This window comes from Vibrio sp. SCSIO 43136 (assembly GCF_023716565.1).
In the GTDB taxonomy this organism is placed as follows: Bacteria; Pseudomonadota; Gammaproteobacteria; order Enterobacterales; family Vibrionaceae; genus Vibrio.
Genome location: NZ_CP071848.1, coordinates 2,131,683 through 2,150,943, shown reverse-complemented (window position 1 = coordinate 2,150,943; position 19,261 = coordinate 2,131,683). Strand labels below are relative to the sequence as shown.

Sequence of the window (19,261 nt, the reverse complement as noted above, 5' to 3'; positions counted from 1 at the left end):
TTCTTAAAGTACACTATTTTCCATTCTTATAGAATAAATATCTGCCACCAAAGTAATTTCGGAACAATTGTTTGCAAAATAGCCAGCTGGCAGTGTTGGATTTGAAAGAAGTTGAATAGCTATAGTGGTTACAAATACCTCTAACGTACTAGAGTACCCGTTTATTCTGTCACTAGTACGCGTTTTGCTACCTAGAGCCTTGATCTATCAGGCATCAGACAATAGAGTAACCATCTAAAATCTTTCCCAATTTTCTTTTCACGAGTGAGGTGGGTTTGTCGCACTTCGAGCAGACAGTTAATGCATTAATCGAGCGTATCAACAGCGCTTCAAGCGACGCATGCCGTGTATGTCAGCCTTTTCATCCAGAGACTGAGTTCTCTTTTATCGACTGGTTAGAAGCCCAGCCGCATTATCCTAAATTCTACTGGCAATCTCGAGATACCCGTGAAGAAGTCGTTGCACTTGGTCAAGAGCACGTTTTTGCGCAGCCTGCGCCTGCTTACGCCGTTTTGGGTGAGGGCCAGCGAGTATGGGGTGGCCGCTCGTTTGATTGTGCCAGTGAGAAAAACCGTCGCTGTATGGGGTCGTTTTTCTTTTTACCTCAAGTGGAACTTACACGCTACGACGATGCGCTTACACTGAGCGTGAATCTTAACAGTGGTAAAGACAAAGCCATTCAAGCGCTGCGTCGTTTAGTAGAAGAGTATTCTCCTATTCAGCCGCTACCTGCAAATGTTGTCGGTATCAGCCATACCCCTAATTATACCGATTGGTGTGAAACGGTAGATGATGCGTTGCAGCACATTCAACAGGGTGAGTTTAAGAAAGTGGTTCTGGCGCGCCGTACAGATGTCACACTGGATTGTGCGATTGCCGCAGCGCAGCTACTGAAAGCTAGCGCCAATGCTAATCACCACAGTTTTCATTTTTTGATGGCGCTGGACAGTAAGCACGCATTCATCGGTTCAACACCAGAACGTTTATATAGTCGTTACGGCACTCAGCTTTACACTGAGGCACTGGCAGGAACCATTGGTCGTGGTGTTGATGCCCAAGAAGACATGGCGTTAGCCAATTGGCTAAGCCAAGATAAGAAAAACTTGCAAGAAAACCAGTATGTGGTAGATGACATCTTGCAATCACTTACCCCTCATGCCGAGCAGTTAGAAGTGCAGCAAGAGACGCGTTTGATTCGTCTGCGTAAAGTACAGCACCTCAAACGAGAGATCCAAGCTGAGCTAAAAGCGGGTGTGAATGGTGTTCAGCTTTTGGCTGCGCTGCAACCAACCGCAGCAGTCGCAGGATTGCCACGCGAAGATGCGTTGGCCTATATCGCTGAAAATGAAGCCTTTGCTCGTGGCTGGTATGCAGGTTCCGTGGGATTTATCAGCCATGAAAGAGCGGAATTTTGTGTTGCCATTCGCAGTGCTTTGGTATTGCATGATCAAATTCAGCTGTTTGCTGGGGCAGGCATTGTTCCGGGCTCTGACAGTGAATTTGAGTGGCAGGAGTTAGACAGAAAAATGTCCACACTGCTTTCGTTGCTTACCGAACAGTCACCACTCGGTGTCGCTTCATGATCCCACAAGCAAGCATAAATAGGACATGGGCTTGGTTGACATTAGAAACCTTAGCTCGTCATCAAGTTGAACATGTTTGTGTTGCACCCGGTTCTCGCTCTACGCCACTGACATTAGAAGCAGACCTCCACCCTAAACTGACGTTACATAGTCACTATGACGAACGAGGTTTGGGTTTTTACGCATTAGGCTTAGCGAAAGCCTCTCGTCGCCCCGTTGCGATTGTCGTTACCTCGGGCACCGCCGTGGCGAATCTATTGCCAGCAGTGGCAGAAGCTAAGCTGACCGGTGAGAAACTCATCCTGTTAACTGCTGATCGCCCGCAAACACTAATAGATTGTGGGGCAAATCAGGCGATAGAGCAGCGAGATATATTTAGCCATCATGTTAACTGGCAGGTAGCCTTGCCGTCGCCTAGTGAAAATATCACGCCCAATTGGCTACTGACCACTTTAGAGCAAGGCCTTTCGGTTCAAGCACAGCGACACGGTGCAATTCACATCAACTGTGCGTTTCCAGAGCCGTTATACGGTGAAGAAAAGCTAGCCCAAACCAGTGATTACCTAGCTCCAATCGCTTCTTGGCTCGATGAAGATTCCCACTGGTGTCAACTCAATCAATCAGATATTGCTCCGTCTGCATTGCCAACGAATATTTGGCACAGCAAAGGTGTGATTGTGATCGGTCAGGTGAGCCTCGCTCAAGCCAAGCGGGCCAAGCGCTTTGCTCAGCAACTTGGTTGGCCTTGTTTGTGCGACCCTCAGTCTGGGGTATCTTCACCTTGGCAGCACTATGACTTGTGGCTTAAAAACTCAGAATTAGCCACCCAATTAGGTCAGGCAGAGCTGGTGGTGCAGTTTGGTGCTCGATTGGTATCGAAACGTTTTAGCCAGTGGTTTGAATGTCATCAGTCGCATTTGGAGTGGGTGTTAGTGGATGCCAACCCAAGTCGGCTCAACCCTTCGCACCTTCAGCAGCAGCGTTTTATAGACTGTGCTATCCATTGGATTGAGTCGCAGCAACTACCTGAGTTGCCTCTTCAAGCCAAGTGGAACGACGCATCACTACCTGCCATAGAATGGTGTAAAACACAAATTCAATCGCTCTCATTTGAAAAGACCCAAGAAGTGACCTTAGCGCGAGACATAGATACTTGGCTCGCACCTGATGTAGATCTGTTTATTGGCAACAGCTTAATTGTTCGTTTGGTGGATATGCTTGGCGCATTGAGTGCTAGAGAAGTGTTTACCAATCGAGGGGCATCAGGCATTGATGGTTTGGTTGCTACAGCCTCCGGCGTACAACAATCAAGAAGCAAGCCAATGGTGATGCTGATTGGTGATACGTCACTTTTGCATGATATTAATTCACTGGCGTTGATGCGCAACGTCAGCCAGCCTGTGGTGATTATCGTGGTCAATAATGATGGTGGCGCTATATTCGATATGTTGCCTGTGCCGGAGCAAAAACGCAGCGCACTTTATCAAATGCCTCACGCCATGACCTTTGAGCATGCCGCAATGCAGTTTCAGCTTGGGTATCAAGCCCCCAATACATTGGTGGAAACTGAGCAGGTGGTGGTCAATCATATCAACTCAGGAAGTGGCACTTTAGTGGTTGAAGTGTTGACCGAACCTCAAAGCGCCTCAAAGCATCTCAAACAATTAAGTCAAACCATAGAGCAATATGTTCAGCACCCACTGGCTTAATCGACCTAACCAGTCCAATGTGCAGCGCCCAGTCTTAGTGTTTGTTCACGGACTGTTAGGCGACGCAGATGATTGGCAAGCATGTGCTCAGCACCTAACAGATTTCCCATGCGTTGCTATCGAGTTACCTGCCCATGGTGATACACCAATTAGAAGTGGTGAAACTTTCACCACTTGCTGTCATGGGCTGCAATCAAGTCTACAAAATGTGATCTCAACAGGTCGACCTTGGGCGCTGGTTGGCTACTCTTTAGGTTCGCGAATTTTGATGTATGGCTTGAGCAAGCAACTTATCGATCTTCAAGGATTGGTCGCCGTAGTATTAGAAGGTGGCAATTTTGGCCTTCAAGATGATATTGCTAAGGCTGACCGAATGATTAATGACTCGAAATGGGCATCTCGGTTTGCAAGCGAGCCGATTGAGCAAGTATTACGCGACTGGTATCAGCAAAGCGTGTTTAGTTCACTAAATGATGAGCAAAGACAAAAACTGATTGAACGACGCTCCCATAATGATGGTCAAAGTATTGCCCAGATGCTGCAAGCGACCTCGTTAGGGAAACAGCCTTATCTACTCGAGCCGCTCAAACAATTACCCGTTCCACTGCATTATGTGTGTGGAAGCGAAGACAGCAAATTTCTCAACATAGCGAAGCATAGTGAGTTGGCTTTTAGCCAAATCGACAATGCCGGGCACAATGTACATCATGAACAGCCGCAGGCTTTTGCGGATGTCGTCAGAAAAACGGTGACTGCCGCTTAGGCAGTGGATTCAAAGAACAACAAAAGGTAAAACCATGGCAAAAACAGTTGGTATTAGCGAAGAAGAGCTATACGCACCGGTAAATTGGACAGATTGCAGCGACAAGTACGAAGATATTCATTTTCATAAATCCGATGATGGCATCGCCAAAATCACCATTGCTCGTCCACAGGTTCGTAACGCTTTTCGCCCTCAAACTGTCAAAGAGATGATTGATGCGTTAGCAGATGCTCGCTATGACAGTAACGTTGGTGTGATTATTCTAACTGGCCTTGGTGAAGAGGCGTTCTGTAGTGGCGGCGATCAGAAGATCCGAGGCGATTACGGAGGCTACCGTGATGACAGTGGCACTCACCACTTGAACGTACTCGATTTCCAACGTGATATTCGCACCTGTCCTAAACCAGTTATCGCAGCCGTGTCCGGTTGGGCTGTGGGTGGTGGTCATGTGTTGCACATGATGTGTGATTTAACCATCGCTGCTGAAAATGCACAATTTGGTCAAACTGGCCCGAAAGTTGGATCATTTGACGGGGGCTGGGGCGCATCGTACATGGCACGTATTGTTGGTCAGAAAAAAGCACGCGAGATCTGGTTCCTATGCCGATTCTATGATGCACAAGAAGCACTGGATATGGGCTTAGTAAATACCGTGGTTCCTGTAGAAGAACTAGAGCGCGAAACGGTGCGCTGGTGTCGAGAAACACTGCAACACAGCCCGATGGCGCTGCGTTGTCTAAAAGCTGCACTGAATGCCGATTGTGATGGTCAAGCTGGCCTGCAAGAGCTTGCTGGTAACGCCACCATGATGTTCTACATGACCGAAGAAGGGCAAGAGGGTCGCAATGCATTTAATGAAAAGCGCCGTCCTGACTTCAACAAATTCAAGCGTAACCCTTAATTTTATCGTTACGCTCAACAACACTTTTCACTGTGCCCTAAGGGCACAGTATCACTCAATTAGGAATTACCTATGAGAGAAGCCAAACTGTACCGCTACTGTCTACCCATGGATAGTGGTGTGATTCTTCGTCAAGAGCGCATAACAGAGCGCCATGGCTATGTGGTTGAACTGCGAGAAGGCTCTAACCTAGGTTACGGTGAGATTGCACCCTTACCAGGCTTTAGCTTAGAAACACTCGAAGAGGCCGAGCAATCTGCGTTAGCCTTGCTTGAGAAGTGGCAACAAGGCAGTGACTTTGACTTTGAAGACGTTCCACCATCCGTCGCATTTGCTCTTTCTGTCGCTGAACTTGAGTTAAATAAGACCTTACCACACCAAGGAAACTACCAAGCTGCGCCTTTGTGTGTCGGTGATCCAGACGCATTGATCCCCGTGCTGAATAACATGCAAGGTGAGAAGGTTGCTAAGATCAAAGTCGGTTTGTATGAGCCGATTCGAGACGGCATGATCGTCAACTTGTTCTTAGAGTCTATTCCAGATCTTTCACTTCGTTTGGACGCTAACCGAGCATGGTCCAAAGAGGAAGCGCTAAAGTTTGCCGATTACATCAACCCCTCTTATCGTCAACGCATTGCTTACATTGAAGAACCGTGCAGGCAACCAGAACATAGCTTTGCTTTCGCAATAGATACCGGAATTGCGGTGGCGTGGGATGAGACGTTGCAACATGCGATACGTGATCCTTATTTTAAGCTAGCAGAGTTAACGGGTGCTAAAACTTTGGTGATCAAGCCGACTGTTATTGGCTCAGTACAAAGAATTCAAGAGTTGATAGCACAAGCAGAAAAAATGGCGATGAAAGTCGTGATTAGCTCAAGCATTGAATCAAGCTTGGGGCTCTGCCAATTGGCCCGCCTGTCCCAGTGGTTAACACCAGACTCAGTACCGGGACTTGATACCATATCCCTGTTCCAAGAGCAGCTAGAAGTCGCTTGGCCGGGGTGTGAATTGCCGCTGTCGACGCTTGATAAGCACACCTTGATCAAATCCTTCTAATGCCGTCATTGCTCTATTCTTGGCAGCAACAAAAGCCCGATACCGTGGCTTTAGTTGCTGCTGACAACCAAATCACTTGGGCACAACTCTATCAACAAACCAGCCTTTATCAATCTTGGCTAGCCAGTCAGGGGGTAACTGTAGGTGATGTTGTTGCCGTGATAGGGAACAACTGCTTGTCGTCGGTGCTCATATATCTCGCTTGTATCGAGTCGGGAGCAACTTTCGCCCCTATCGCCGATGGCCCTCAATCGGTCATCGAGCAAAAACTGGCGACTATTGACCCAGTGTTAGTGATTGACCTTAAGCAAGATATTGATGCTCACTCTTACCTTGATGGTACAAGCTCAAGATACAGCCAACAAGCCCTCTCTAGTTTGATTTTTACCTCGGGGTCGAGTGGCTTTCCTAAAGCCGTTGCCCACAACCATGCCAATCATATTGCTTCAGCAATGGGGCTGTTGCAGCGATTCAAATTTGAACCTCACCATAGTTGGTTACTTAGTCTGCCGCTGTATCACGTCTCAGGCTTGTCCATTATTTGGCGCTGGCTGGTGGCAGGAGCTAAGTTGGTAATGGCGAGTGGTGATTTACTCATTGATCTTAGCCGTGTAACTCATGCTTCTTTAGTGGTGACTCAGTTACAAAGGGCTTTAAACAGTGGTTCGCCACTTATTCTCGAGCGAGTGTTGCTGGGAGGCAGTCATATCCCACCAGAGCTTTGCCAGCAGGCACAACGGCATGGTATCGATACTTGGCTAGGCTATGGCATGACGGAAGCTGCATCGACGGTGACCGCCAAACGAGCAGATGGAAATCAAGGCGCAGGCGTAGTGCTGCCCAATAGAAAGTTAACCATCCGTGGTGAACGTATCTTGATTGGTGGGGATACCTTAGCTCAGGGTTACTATCAACAAGGCCGATTAAACCCGATAGCCGACAAGCACGGTTGGTTTGATAGTAAGGATCTGGGTAAGATTGAAACAGATCAGTTACATGTTATTGGCCGAGCCGATAACCAGTTCATTTCTGGGGGTGAAAACATTCATTGTGAAGAGATAGAAGCGGTGTTGGCTCAGCACCCCAAAGTAGCTCAAGTCGTGGTGATCCCCATGGAAGATGAAGAGTATGGCCATCGAGCGATTGCTTTAATTGATGCCAAACAGCCGTGGCAAGAGCAAGAATTTGAGCAATGGTGCCTTAAGCATCTAGACCGATTTAAACGGCCAAAGTCTTATTTGTCCATGCCTAAGCTTTCGCTTTCTGGAATTAAAGTTTCTAGGCATGACCTTAAAGCGTGGCTGATACGTTATCTAGAAAATTAACCTCGCAATTTCAAAAACTTAATCTTTTATCACCTTGAAAGGTTCGGTAACCTCTTGGCTGTGATGAGCAGGGAGAATTTAGATGAGTCACAGCGTTAAGCCGTTAGCGAGGAATGGATGTATTGCCGTAATGCTCGGAGGCGGTTTGTATTTTGGTGTGTACGCTGGAACCGAACTTGAGTTACCTGAGTGCGCTGTCGAAGAGCTGGTTGAAACAAGGGTAAAGTTCATCTTTGATTATGCCATTTTAAGTGAACTGACCATCGAAGAGCTTGAACTGCGTATAGCGAAAGATCTCGAGTACGCGAACCTGACTTTAAGTAATTCATGCATTCCAATGCGAAGAGTCAGTGATGGATATGATTTTGTTAACTTTGCAAACTCAACGCCCGGGAATATGGCTTCTGCTCATTATGAGCTAAGCCAACACTTTCCTCAATTAATGGACCGCACGTTCGAAGAGCTGGATCAATATGTGGTGCTGACCCTCAGCCGTGAAAACAGCTACTTCGATATTGAGACCAAAATTGCAGAAACTTGGGTGGATTTGTTGCCTAATTTTGTGGTCTCGGATATCAGTGCGGCTGAGATGGTTTTGGAACATGAGTTTGGACATTTAGCCTGGGCTCGACACGATCTCTCCACAGCCAAGAGTCAACTTGAAGCAAGTGAACTAGATTCTTACCAAGACATCACCACAGTTCAGGGGCAAGATAAGCTCAAACCCTACGCTCATGGTGCAACGTGTGGCGACGCTGGCACCATCATGAGTTATCAAGCCAAGGTTTTGCCCATCTATTCTAGCCCCAAAATCACTTATCAAGGGGAAGTATGTGGTGATGCTATGACCGCAGATAACGCCCGCTTGCTCACCGAATATGCCCGCACTCTAAAAGCAAAATTGACCGTAAATTGATCAGTTTGAGCGGCGCAATTGAAACACCAGCGTTTAGACGCACGATCAAAAAAGGCTCAAGCTTAGACAGTTTGAGCCTTTGAATTCTCACGATGGAATTTAGCGGAAGTCACCCCGCAATGCAGCTACTTTCTCTTGCATTATTTGGTTGTTGGCACTGTGTCCACACACGGGTTCACCTGCTTCAATTTCAACTTTTGCACGGAAGCGGTCAGGCAAGCCTTTGCATGCACTGCCTTTATAGCGACTAAAGTAACTGCCCCACATGCCTTTAAGAGCAAGAGGCACAACAGGTACTGGTGAGCGGCGTAAAATCAGTTCGATTCCACGCATAAAGTCGTTCATTTCACCATCTGAAGTTAAGCGACCTTCAGGGAAAATACACACTACATCACCCGCAGCAAGAGCCTTTTCTACTGCGATGAAAGCACGACGTACCGAGCGAGTGTTTTTGGCATCAATAGGGATCACTCCAGCGTTTTCAATCATACGCTTGATTGGTGGCCAAGTGGCGTACTCTTCTTCCATGACGAATCGTACATGACGTGGCAGAGCACCGATTAGAAGTGGGGCATCCATAAAGCTAACGTGGTTACAGATCAGCAGTGCGCCCCCCTCTTTAGGGATGTGATGGAAATTCTTTAAGTTGATGCGGTACAAGGTACGAGTAAAGTGCTTTAAGAACTTGGCGCCCATGTACATCGGGCTTTGCAAGTAGGACTCAACCACTGCGTAGATATTAAGCACCGCAAGCAAGATAAACAGCTGGGTAATACTCAGCTCAAGTACTGATAAGCATACGATACCAAGTACAGCGCTACCTACCATAAAGATTGCGTTGTAAATGTTGTTTGCTGCAATGATGCGAGCTCGCTGCTCTGGTTTAGCTTGGGTCTGCATCAAGGTATAAAGCGGTACGATGAACAGGCCGCCAGAAATACCAAGCATCAACAAGCTAATAAATACTGGCCAAAGGGCAGGGGTGGTTACAAAATCGATAAAGCTTTCCGAAGGGGTGAGACCTTCAGGTACTGAGACTGCAAGCAGCAAACCAAACAGTGATATGCCTAAACTGCCAAATGGGACGATGCCCATGTTGAGTTGGTGTTTAGAAATTCGGTCACAGGCCATAGAGCCGACTGCAATACCGATAGAAAACAGTGCCAGTAGGAAAGACACCGCACTTTCATTACCAAGAAGGTGCAATTTGGTAAAGTTCGGAAACTGAGTTAAGTAACAGGCACCCAAGAACCAAAACCAACTGATAGACAAGATAGCGTGGTGCACCTTTTTGTCTTGTTTTGCAATCTTCAGAGTATCTTTGGTCTGTGAGTATGGTCGCCAGGCAAACTTGGTTTCAGGAGCAACGGCGTCCGCTTTAGGGATAAAACGACAAGCGAGGTAGCCACATACCGCAAACACCACCACACAAACGGCAGCCACCGTAGGTGCATTTTCTGTCGAGGCAATCACACCAGCGCCTAAGGTTCCGAGCAGTATCGCAACGAAGGTGCCTGTTTCCACCAAGGCGTTACCGCCGACAAGTTCTTCTCTTTTTAGATGCTGCGGCAACAGAGCGTATTTTACTGGGCCAAAAAATGCAGACTGAGTACCCATCAAGAACAGCAGCAGTAGCAAAATAAAGTAGCTTTGAGTGATAAAGCCAATTGCGCCTAATGTCATGATGACAATTTCAGCCAACTTTACTCGACGGATAAACCAAGACTTTTCGTATTTATCGGCGAGAACACCAGCGGTGGCTGAGAAAAGGAAAAAGGGCAAAATGAACAGCCCGGCCGCTAAGTTGATAAATAGGTTGCTGGAGACAGGCAGTGCATCTACGCTGGCAAAAGCCACTAATAGCAACAACACGTTTTTGAAGATGTTGTCGTTAAAAGCACCAAAAAATTGAGTGATGAAATAAGGCAAAAAGCGCTTCTTTTTAAGAAGCGCACCGGTTGATGGTTGAGACATACTAATCCTTTAGACTTTCCACTCAGACAAATAGTTGCGTAATAGGTTGTCGATAAGTACCTTGCCTTCAATTGGTGAGGCGGAGAAGAACTTATCATCAACACTGAGCAGAGTAATTCCGTGTACCCCTGCCCAAAGTACGCGACTTGCGTGCTCAACACTGGTATCGGCCTGCGCAGGAATAATTGGGCGCAGTAAGGATTCTAACATCCCTGTCATCCCGTTGATTCTTTCGCTCTGCCACTCAGGCAGTTCTTCACCATTCATGGTGTGTTGGAATATCAGCTGCCAGCGGTATGGGTGAGCCATCGCAAAATCGTGGTAGCAGTGTGCCAGTTTGTGCAGCGCTTCGATAGGGCTCTGAGCATTTGCAACCGCATTGCCGGCTTCTTCTGCGAGTTCGTCCAAGGTTTGAGCCACTGCACGTAGCAGTAATAAATTGTAGTTACCGAAAACGTTGACTAGAGTGGATGGCACATAACCGATCATGTTGGCGACTTTGCGCAAACTGAGTTCGTGATGCGGATGTTCACTAAGGAAATTTTTTACGTTTTCCAAGGTGAGAGCAATAAGCTCTTCTCGGGTATGATCGTTACGTCTAGCCATGATAACTGTTTAAAATAGAACAATGTTCATTATTTTAGAGAGCCCTGATTGACTGGTCAAGCCACAGCAGCGTACTACCCGCAATATTTAGATACATTGATCTTAGGTTGTTATGTTTCATTAGTGTAAATTTATCGCTATGATGACGGTGCAATATTACAAAACATCCATCCCTTCGAGGAAATTATGAAACGAATTTTCGCCATGGTCGCTCTGCTGATGGTAGCAGTCACCACGACGCCAATTGCTGAAGCAAAAAAATTCGGTGGTGGTAAATCTTTTGGTAAGAGCTTTAAGACAGCCCCTGCACCGAAGCAATCTCCTACAAACACAAATTCTATTAAGAAAGATCAAACGACTCCGAACGCTGGTTCAAGCAAAAAAGGCTTGATGGGCGGTATCTTAGGTGGTTTGTTGGCTGGTGGTCTGCTAGCGGCTTTCTTTGGTGGCGCATTTGAAGGTATCCAGTTCATGGATATTTTGATCATGGGCCTAATCGCTTTCTTGGCGTTCAAATTCCTACGCGGCATGCTCGGTGCCAAGCAGGGCAGCATGAATCAGCGTCAACAACAAAGCTACGCTGGTGCGAGCAATGACATGTTCAAGCAGCAGTCTCAGCCACAGCCAAACGTGCACAACTTTGAGCAGCCTCAAGCAGCTGCTGGTGGCTTTGGCAGCGCAGCAACATCTGATGTTCCGCATAACTACCCACCGGGCTTTGACCATGCGGCATTTATTAATGGCTCTCGTGAGCACTACCGTATCCTTCAAGGTGCATGGAACCACAACCAACTGCACACGATTGAAGAGTATGTATCGCCAAGCCTGTTTGAAGATTTGAAAGCAGAGCGTGCCAAGCTTGAAGGTGAGCAACACACTAACGTAATGTACGTGGACGCTGAAATCGTTCGTGCAGATTACACCGCCTCTCTAGCGCAGCTTAGCTTGCAGTTTAGCGGCCGCTACCGTGATGACGTCGAAGGTGTTGAAGAAGATATCACTGATGTATGGCACCTAGAGCGTGACCTAACAGTAGATAACGCACCTTGGTTGATTGTTGGTATTCAAGCTTAATCAACTGATGACTCTGTTTCAAAGCCCTGCAATCACACTGTGATTGCAGGGCTTTTTGTTTGTCACCGCTTAACTCCGTACGCCACTAGGTTAAGACGACATCGGGCAGCGAATCTGAATAGGTGTCTTATTGGTGCATCTTTTAAATGCTCGTCGAAAATTAGAGCTATCGCTATAGCCCAGGCTATCGGCAATTTCTTCAACACTAAGCTGAGTATTGAGTAGCATTTCTCGAGCGAGTTCAGTTTTTACCTTAGACACCAGTTGAGTATAACTTGTGCTTCGTTTGGCAAGATTACGGCTCAATGTTCGTGGCGACATGCCAAATAAATGGCTGGTGGTTAATATATCAGGCAAGGGAAGTGGTGAGCGATAAAGGCTAGCAAGTACTTGTTGATCGAGGTGAAAGGAGGTGCTAAGTGCTTGACGAATGGATTGACAGGAAGCAAGGCAACCTTCCAGTAAGCGAGGGTCATGAGTCGCTAGAGGTTTGTATAGAATGTCACTATCAAACTCGATAGCAGTCACCTTGGCATCAAAAGAGATGGGACAACCAAAATGTTCATCATACATGGCGTGATAACTCACTTCAGGATAGGCAAAACACACCTGTTGGAGTGGTAGGGACTGACCCGTCATTTCTCGAAACAAAGCCAGCAAGGCAGACAAAAAGAACTCACTACAAAAAGGCATCAGAGCGGCCAGCTCTAGTTGATTGTCCAAGCGGATACTAACACATTGCTCGTGCTGTTCGACAGTGATGGAAAATAACGGCCCATTGAGCTGCAAATTACCCAATCCGGCTTTGATCGCTTGTTCCACATTCTGACTCGACAGTAATACGTAGCCCAGAACGCCGAATTGCTTCAGTTGTGCTTGTGTACCTATCTGTAAACCGAGTCCTTGATTTGGGAAGATTTCTAATGCGGCAGAGAACAAACTTAACTTATCTGCAAAGGTCATTTTCTGATGGTGCGACTTGCGGGTGGGCAGTTCAAGCCCTAGCTGGTGAAGCAGTGAATAAGTATCTGTACCTTTATCCATTAGGGTAGCAAGCAATAGCAACACGTCCAAGTTACCCAGTTCAAAGCGATGAGCTGTAGGCTGATATTGCGCAATGATCTTTTTAGTCTGGCTTTGCTCCACGCACACCTCTGATAGGTTACATTATGTGATCTAAGTCTTTTGGTTGTCTTGTAATGACCTCCCATTTTAGCTCCCCACCCGCCACACTTACAGCTAATTGTTATCAAAATGTAATCTATAGGCCGTTATGGAAGATGAAGCTTTGCCTTTTCTAAGTGTAATTAATCAGCGGGGGGAGCCTGTCTTTGGGCAGTTTGACCAAATCCCTCAAACGCTTGGTATTGAGAAGTTTTGCTATCAAACTAGTATGGATAAGTCCGCTGGACCATGGGCACGCTACTTTGGATATAAACAATTTCAGTTTGTCTCCTTGGTCACACCACAATATGTCGTGGGCGTGGCAATTGCAGATATTCGTTACCTAACCAGTACCTTTTGCTATGTCTATGACAGAAACACTCATGAGCTTAGCGAACAAAAATGGCTGCGCCCGCTAGGGTTGGGTAGCCGTTCGCAACCTTCTCCGCTTAATGGCATAGCAACTAATGCATCGGGACAAGTTTCATTCCAAATTACTAATGGTCAGTGGCAGTTATGTATCAACAGTAAACGAATTACGGCCAATCTGACATTGCATCCTCTTCAGACGAGCTTGCCATTAGCTATGTGCTCACCGACTGGATATAACGGCTGGACTTATACCCAAAAACACAATGCGCTGAGTGTGAAAGGGGATTTAGTTATCGATGGTCAGCCACAGCCAAGTGGCGAGCTATTGGCGGGCTATGACTTCTCTGCAGGCTATATGCGTCGAGAAACAAGTTGGCGTTGGGCGAGCATTAATGCACAAGTACAAGGCAAAAAGATAGGTCTTAACCTTGCGGCGGGAGTGAATGAAACTGGGATGACAGAGAACGTGCTTTGGGTAGATGGTGTGCGTCATTATCTGGGGCCGGTGCAGTTCGAGTTTGATCGACATGATCTCGATAAACCTTGGCAGATAACCTCGAAGGATGGGCGTGTACAACTGACGTTTACGGCCAGCAACTTGCGCAGTGAAAAGCTCAACTTGTGGCTGCTGAAAAGTAACTTTCGCCAATTTATCGGTCATTTTGATGGTGTGTTACAAGATGGGGAAGGAAACACTTATCACCTCAAACAAGTTTTAGGTCTGACCGAAGATCACTTTGCTCGTTGGTAATGGAGAAACAAGATGAGTTTGAGCGATAACCCAGAACTGCTGCTAATGCTTTTAGCCCCTCTGTTTTTCGTTTGCATGATAGCCGAATACTGGCTTGGCCAACGATCAGGCAAACTGCCAACAAATGCGGCTTATCAATTACCCGAAGTTGTGTGCAACTTCACTTTGTCTGGACTGCATCAAGTGAGCGATATTGTGACTGGCTTGGTGGTCTTTCAGCTTTATCTATGGGTTTTTGACGCACGTTTGTTTGAGATAGAAATAGGCTTGGTCAGTTTCGCTGCATTGATGATTTTACAAGACTTTTGCTACTACTGGTTTCATCGGGCCAGCCATCGAGTACGCTGGATGTGGGCAGCACACGTGGTTCACCATAGCTCAGAGAAGATGAATTTTAGTACTGCATTTCGCCAAAGCTTAATGTATCCACTAGCGGGTATGTGGCTATTTTGGGTACCGTTATTAGTGCTTGGTTTTGAGCCTCAATGGGTAGTGTTTGTGGTGCTGCTCAACTTGGGGTTGCAGTTTTTTGTGCATACCCAGTGGATTAGAACGCTTGGACCATTGGAATTTATCTTTAATACACCATCCCATCATCGGGTGCACCATGGTGTTAATGCGCAATACATCGACAAAAATTATGCGGGTGTGCTGATCATCTGGGACAAGATTTTTGGCACCTTTGAGCCAGAAGCCGAGACGGTGCGTTATGGTATTTCTAAGCCAGTGAATAGTTTCAATCCAATAACTGTGACTTTTGCTGAGTGGAAAGCCATGCTACGGGAGGCCACTCAGCCCAACCTAACCTTCAAACAGCGTACCCAGTTACTGTTTGCCCCTCCGAGTGATAATAGGGACGTAAAAAACTAGCCTCAGAAGATGAAAGTCAAGAATTCACCCGTAAAGTGGGGCTGCTAACCTGATCTAGATCACGCATTTATAAATATTCACTTTTCTCCAAATTTATTGGCGCTATTATCCTCATCGAAACGTTTCGACGACGTTTTCTCAAATATCGAAACGTATCGATGATAATGAGCTCTTGCTGTAACCCAAGAGGTATAAGATGAAAAAAAGTACCCTACTAAATTCTGACCTTTCTTATTTGGTCGCAACGCTAGGCCATACAGATGAGATCACCATCTGCGATGCTGGGTTGCCAATCCCTGACCAAGTCACTCGAATTGACCTTGCACTCACTCACGGTGTGCCAAGCTTTATTGAAACCGTTCGTGTGATGTTAACTGAAGCCCAAGTTGAGTCTGTCGTTGTGGCAGAGGAATTTGCTCAAGTGAGTCCGCAACTGCACCAAGCTCTGCTTGATGAGTTGGCACATGAAGCTGAAAAAGGCCAGCGAGATATCCCGGTCACTTACATCAGTCACGAAGCATTTAAGCAGCGCACTGGGCAAAGTCGCGCCATTGTTCGTACTGGGGAATGCACTCCGTACGCCAATGTCATTTTCCAATCTGGCGTTGTGTTCTAAATAAGGGCTGAGGTATGACTCAAGCAATATTAAATCTCAATGCGATAGAGAAAGCTTTTCCAGGAGTTAAGGCGCTAGATAAGGCGAGTCTTAATGTTTATCCAGGGCGAGTCATGGCATTGATGGGAGAAAATGGGGCAGGAAAGTCCACCCTGATGAAAGTGTTGACGGGGATCTACTCCAAAGATGGCGGCACTATCGCCTACCAAGGGTCAGAGCGACAGTTTCATGGGCCTAGAGATTCTCAGCAAGCGGGCATCAGCATTATTCATCAAGAGCTCAATCTGATCCCTGAGCTGACCATCGCAGAAAATATCTTTCTTGGTCGTGAGTTAACGGGTGCATTTGGCCGTATTGATTGGAGCAAGATGTACCAACAAGCGGACAAACTGCTTGCCCGCTTGAACGTTAAGCACAGCTCTAGAACACCTTTAGGGGATCTCAGCCTTGGTGAGCAGCAGATGGTAGAGATCGCTAAAGCGCTCTCGTTTGAAGCGAAAGTGATCATCATGGATGAGCCAACTGATGCGCTGACCGATACCGAAACCGAATCGTTGTTTAAGGTGATAAACGAGCTTCGTGACGAGGGTTGCGGCATTGTATACATCTCGCACCGTTTGAAAGAAATCTTTGAGATTTGTGACGATATTACTGTGCTGCGAGACGGCAAATTCATTGGTGAATGCCAAGTCGCTGACACTGACGAAGATAGCCTGATTGAAATGATGGTAGGACGTAAGCTCGATGAGCAATACCCTCGTATTGATGCAACCCATGGTGATATTTCGCTTGAAGTCCGCAATCTTTCTGGCAGCGGTGTTAAGGATGTGAGTTTTACGCTCAATAAAGGCGAAATCCTAGGCATTTCTGGGCTAATGGGTGCCGGGCGTACTGAGCTGGTGAAAGTCATTTATGGCGCATTAACTCGTGACTCAGGTGACATCATTCTTGATGGCAAAACCATTAATCCGCTAACGCCTCAAGATGGGCTCGCCAATGGTGTTGCTTATATTTCTGAAGACCGAAAAGGGGATGGACTAGTTCTTGGGCTATCGGTCAAAGAAAACATGTCGTTATGCGCGCTTGAGCAATTATCCAAGTCCCTTCAAATCCAGCATAAAGATGAAGCCGAAGCTGTCGAAGATTTTATTCGTCTGTTTAATATCAAGACGCCAAGTCGTGAACAGATCATCGGCAATCTGTCTGGCGGTAATCAGCAGAAAGTGGCAATCGCTAAAGGCTTAATGACACGTCCAAAAGTATTGATTCTTGATGAGCCGACTCGTGGTGTCGATGTCGGTGCGAAAAAAGAGATTTATCAACTTATTAACCAGTTTAAAGCGGAAGGGATGAGCATCATCTTAGTATCTTCTGAAATGCCAGAAGTGCTAGGAATGAGTGACCGTGTGTTGGTAATGCACGAAGGAAGTATTACCGGTGAGTTTTCTGCCCAAGAGGCGGATCAAGAAACGCTGATGGCTTGCGCAGTCGGCAAACTGAGGAAGTCAGCATGAGTACCCAAACTATGAGTAATCCTAAAAAATTCAAACTGAATAAAGAGTGGTTAATCGAGCAAAAATCTTTGATTGCACTGATTTTCTTGATTGCGGTGGTGTCGTTCTTAAACCCTAACTTTTTCACCGTAGATAACATTCTTAATATTCTGCGTCAGACCTCTGTGAATGCCATTATCGCCGTGGGCATGACCTTAGTCATTTTAACCGCGGGTATCGATCTGAGTGTTGGCTCAGTTCTGGCTTTGTGTGGGGCATTCGCCGCTAGCCTAATTGCGATGGAAGTACCGGTATTAATTGCCGTGCCAACTGCGTTGTTCGCAGGGGCTGCACTAGGTGCAATTAGCGGAATGATCATCGCCAAAGGCAAGGTGCAGGCATTTATCGCCACCTTGGTCACCATGACCCTGCTTCGTGGTGTCACCATGGTTTATACCGATGGCAGGCCAATTTCTACGGGCTTCACCGATACCGCTGACGCTTTTGCTTGGTTTGGTACCGGCTACGCATTGGGCATCCCTGTTCCAGTATGGTTAATGGTCGTGGTATTTGCTGCCGCTTGGTATCTGTTAAATCACACCCGTTTTGGCCGCTATGTGTACGCACTGGGTGGTAATGAATCCGCCACTCGTCTATCGGGCATTAACGTTGACCGAGTAAAAATCGGCGTTTATGCGATTTGTGGTTTCCTTGCTGCGCTTGCTGGCATCATCGTGACTTCTCGCTTGTCTTCTGCGCAGCCGACGGCGGGTATGGGATATGAGTTGGATGCGATTGCCGCTGTTGTGCTGGGTGGCACCAGCTTGATGGGCGGTCGTGGCCGTATCATGGGAACGCTAATTGGCGCACTGATCATCGGCTTCCTAAACAATGCTTTGAACCTCCTTGATGTCTCTTCTTACTACCAGATGATTGCAAAAGCGGTCGTTATCTTGCTGGCGGTAATGGTAGATAACAAAAACAAATAACAATAACGAACTTAGCTCTGATTAGTTTTGTTACTAAGTTGGCGACAAAAGTTCACCGTGAAACTCGTTCGGCCCGCAAGCGCCCCTGCCTGCGGAGCTCGAACACTCCCTACATATAAAGGACCTAAAGATGAAAAAGATCACTACTTTGATTACTACAGCAATCTTAGCTGCCTCTGCATCCGTAACCGCACAAGCGCAAGATACGCTAGCTGTTGTGGTTTCTACCTTAAACAATCCATTTTTCGTTTCAATGAAAGATGGCGCAGAAGAAAAAGCGAAGGAGCTTGGTTATGAGCTGATCGTTCTAGATTCACAAAATGACCCAAGCAAAGAGCTATCAAATGTAGAAGACCTAACAGTACGTGGTGTGAAAGCAATTTTGATCAACCCAACGGATTCTGACGCAGTATCCAATGCAATTCGTATGGCTAACCGTTCAAACATCCCAGTACTGACTCTAGACCGTGGCGCTAGCCGTGGTGAGGTTGTAAGCCACATCGCCTCTGACAACGTGGCTGGTGGTGAATTGGCAGGTCAATTTATTCAAGAGCAAGCAGGTGCAGACGCTAAAGTGATTCAACTTGAAGGTATTGCTGGTACGTCAGCGGCGCGTGAGCGTGGTGAAGGCTTTATGAATGCTGTCAAAGGCAGCCAAATGGAACTGCTTGCCAGCCAACCAGCCGACTTTGACCGTACTAAAGGTCTTAACGTAATGGAAAACCTGCTTGCAGCGAACCCTAATGTACAAGCGGTATTTGCTCAGAATGATGAAATGGCACTTGGCGCAATGCGCGCTGTTCAGGCATCGGGCAAGAATGTACTGATCGTAGGTTTTGATGGTACTGACGACGGTATCGCAGCCGTGAAGCGTGGCAAGCTAGCAGCAACTGTTGCACAGCAGCCAGAGCTAATCGGTTCACTGGGTGTTGAAACTGCAGATAAAGTACTGAAAGGCGAAAAAGTTGCTGAGTACATTCCTGTGGCGCTGAAAGTTATCACCGAATAATCAGCGAGCACAACACAGCTCACCCCCATAGAAAGGGGGTGAGCCAAAAGCATCACCCACAAAACGTAGAGCTGGATTAAAAATTCC

At 46.8% G+C, this 19,261-nt stretch carries 17 protein-coding genes; 14 read left to right on the top strand and 3 right to left on the bottom strand.

Translation table 11 applies throughout. The features are described from left to right. The first annotated feature begins 275 nt into the window (after window positions 1-275). The 7 genes from J4N39_RS10125 (at window position 276) to J4N39_RS10095 (ending at window position 8,256) form a co-directional block, all read left to right on the top strand. Entirely contained in the window at window positions 276-1,583 is a 1,308-nt protein-coding gene (locus tag J4N39_RS10125; RefSeq protein ID WP_252018779.1) for an isochorismate synthase, read from the top strand. After that, the gene (gene menD, locus J4N39_RS10120) at window positions 1,580-3,292 is read left to right on the top strand and encodes a 2-succinyl-5-enolpyruvyl-6-hydroxy-3-cyclohexene-1-carboxylic-acid synthase (protein WP_252018768.1); all 1,713 of its coding nucleotides are present in this window, start codon (window positions 1,580-1,582) and stop codon (window positions 3,290-3,292) included. Before J4N39_RS10125 ends, menD begins: the two co-directional genes overlap by 4 nt. Continuing rightward, on the top strand, window positions 3,270-4,055 hold the full coding sequence (gene menH, locus J4N39_RS10115) for a 2-succinyl-6-hydroxy-2,4-cyclohexadiene-1-carboxylate synthase (RefSeq protein WP_252018766.1): 786 nt from the start codon (window positions 3,270-3,272) through the stop codon (window positions 4,053-4,055). The genes menD and menH overlap by 23 nt, the downstream gene beginning before the upstream one ends. Window positions 4,056-4,089: 34 nt before the next feature. Next, on the top strand, window positions 4,090-4,956 hold the full coding sequence (menB, locus tag J4N39_RS10110; protein WP_252018764.1) for a 1,4-dihydroxy-2-naphthoyl-CoA synthase: 867 nt from the start codon (window positions 4,090-4,092) through the stop codon (window positions 4,954-4,956). 72 nt (window positions 4,957-5,028) lie between these two features. Beyond that, window positions 5,029-6,015: an o-succinylbenzoate synthase gene (gene menC / locus J4N39_RS10105; RefSeq protein ID WP_252018762.1), complete on the top strand. Its 987-nt coding sequence runs from the start codon at window positions 5,029-5,031 to the stop codon at window positions 6,013-6,015. Next, window positions 6,015-7,340 carry an o-succinylbenzoate--CoA ligase gene (gene menE, locus J4N39_RS10100; protein ID WP_252018760.1) on the top strand — a complete coding sequence of 442 codons (1,326 nt, stop codon included), beginning with the start codon at window positions 6,015-6,017 and terminating at the stop codon, window positions 7,338-7,340. The genes menC and menE overlap by 1 nt, the downstream gene beginning before the upstream one ends. An 82-nt stretch (window positions 7,341-7,422) precedes the next feature. Then, window positions 7,423-8,256 carry a hypothetical protein gene (locus J4N39_RS10095; protein ID WP_252018758.1) on the top strand — a complete coding sequence of 278 codons (834 nt, stop codon included), beginning with the start codon at window positions 7,423-7,425 and terminating at the stop codon, window positions 8,254-8,256. Window positions 8,257-8,355: 99 nt separating this feature from the next. Here J4N39_RS10095 and J4N39_RS10090 read toward each other — a convergent pair whose 3' ends face one another. Both J4N39_RS10090 and J4N39_RS10085 read right to left on the bottom strand, forming a co-directional pair. Further along, window positions 8,356-10,230: an MFS transporter gene (locus J4N39_RS10090; protein ID WP_252018756.1), complete on the bottom strand. Its 1,875-nt coding sequence runs from the start codon at window positions 10,228-10,230 to the stop codon at window positions 8,356-8,358. A gap of 9 nt (window positions 10,231-10,239) precedes the next feature. Continuing rightward, a complete protein-coding gene (locus tag J4N39_RS10085) occupies window positions 10,240-10,836 on the bottom strand; it encodes a TetR/AcrR family transcriptional regulator (RefSeq protein WP_252018754.1) in 597 nt (198 codons plus the stop codon). Window positions 10,837-11,022: 186 nt separating this feature from the next. Here J4N39_RS10085 and J4N39_RS10080 point away from each other — a divergent pair, with 186 nt between their 5' ends. Next, window positions 11,023-11,910, top strand: a complete 888-nt coding sequence (locus tag J4N39_RS10080) for a Tim44 domain-containing protein (protein ID WP_252018752.1) — start codon at window positions 11,023-11,025, stop codon at window positions 11,908-11,910. Window positions 11,911-12,000: 90 nt separating this feature from the next. On the opposite strand, the gene J4N39_RS10075 is transcribed toward J4N39_RS10080, so the two are convergent. After that, window positions 12,001-13,056 carry an AraC family transcriptional regulator gene (locus J4N39_RS10075; RefSeq protein ID WP_252018749.1) on the bottom strand — a complete coding sequence of 352 codons (1,056 nt, stop codon included), beginning with the start codon at window positions 13,054-13,056 and terminating at the stop codon, window positions 12,001-12,003. A 127-nt stretch (window positions 13,057-13,183) separates the two neighbouring features. Here J4N39_RS10075 and J4N39_RS10070 point away from each other — a divergent pair, with 127 nt between their 5' ends. From J4N39_RS10070 to rbsB, 6 genes are all read left to right on the top strand, one after another. Beyond that, a complete protein-coding gene (locus tag J4N39_RS10070; protein ID WP_252018747.1) occupies window positions 13,184-14,197 on the top strand; it encodes a DUF2804 domain-containing protein in 1,014 nt (337 codons plus the stop codon). 12 nt (window positions 14,198-14,209) lie between these two features. Then, window positions 14,210-15,067, top strand: coding sequence for a sterol desaturase family protein (locus tag J4N39_RS10065; RefSeq protein WP_252018745.1), 858 nt, complete (start codon window positions 14,210-14,212; stop codon window positions 15,065-15,067). Between the two features lie 196 nt (window positions 15,068-15,263). Further along, window positions 15,264-15,683: a D-ribose pyranase gene (gene rbsD / locus J4N39_RS10060; RefSeq protein ID WP_252018743.1), complete on the top strand. Its 420-nt coding sequence runs from the start codon at window positions 15,264-15,266 to the stop codon at window positions 15,681-15,683. 14 nt (window positions 15,684-15,697) lie between these two features. After that, a complete protein-coding gene (gene rbsA / locus J4N39_RS10055; RefSeq protein ID WP_252018741.1) occupies window positions 15,698-17,197 on the top strand; it encodes a ribose ABC transporter ATP-binding protein RbsA in 1,500 nt (499 codons plus the stop codon). Further along, on the top strand, window positions 17,194-18,165 hold the full coding sequence (gene rbsC, locus J4N39_RS10050; RefSeq protein ID WP_252018739.1) for a ribose ABC transporter permease: 972 nt from the start codon (window positions 17,194-17,196) through the stop codon (window positions 18,163-18,165). The genes rbsA and rbsC overlap by 4 nt, the downstream gene beginning before the upstream one ends. Window positions 18,166-18,295: 130 nt before the next feature. Next, window positions 18,296-19,174 carry a ribose ABC transporter substrate-binding protein RbsB gene (gene rbsB, locus J4N39_RS10045; protein WP_252018737.1) on the top strand — a complete coding sequence of 293 codons (879 nt, stop codon included), beginning with the start codon at window positions 18,296-18,298 and terminating at the stop codon, window positions 19,172-19,174. The last annotated feature ends 87 nt before the right edge of the window (window positions 19,175-19,261 follow it).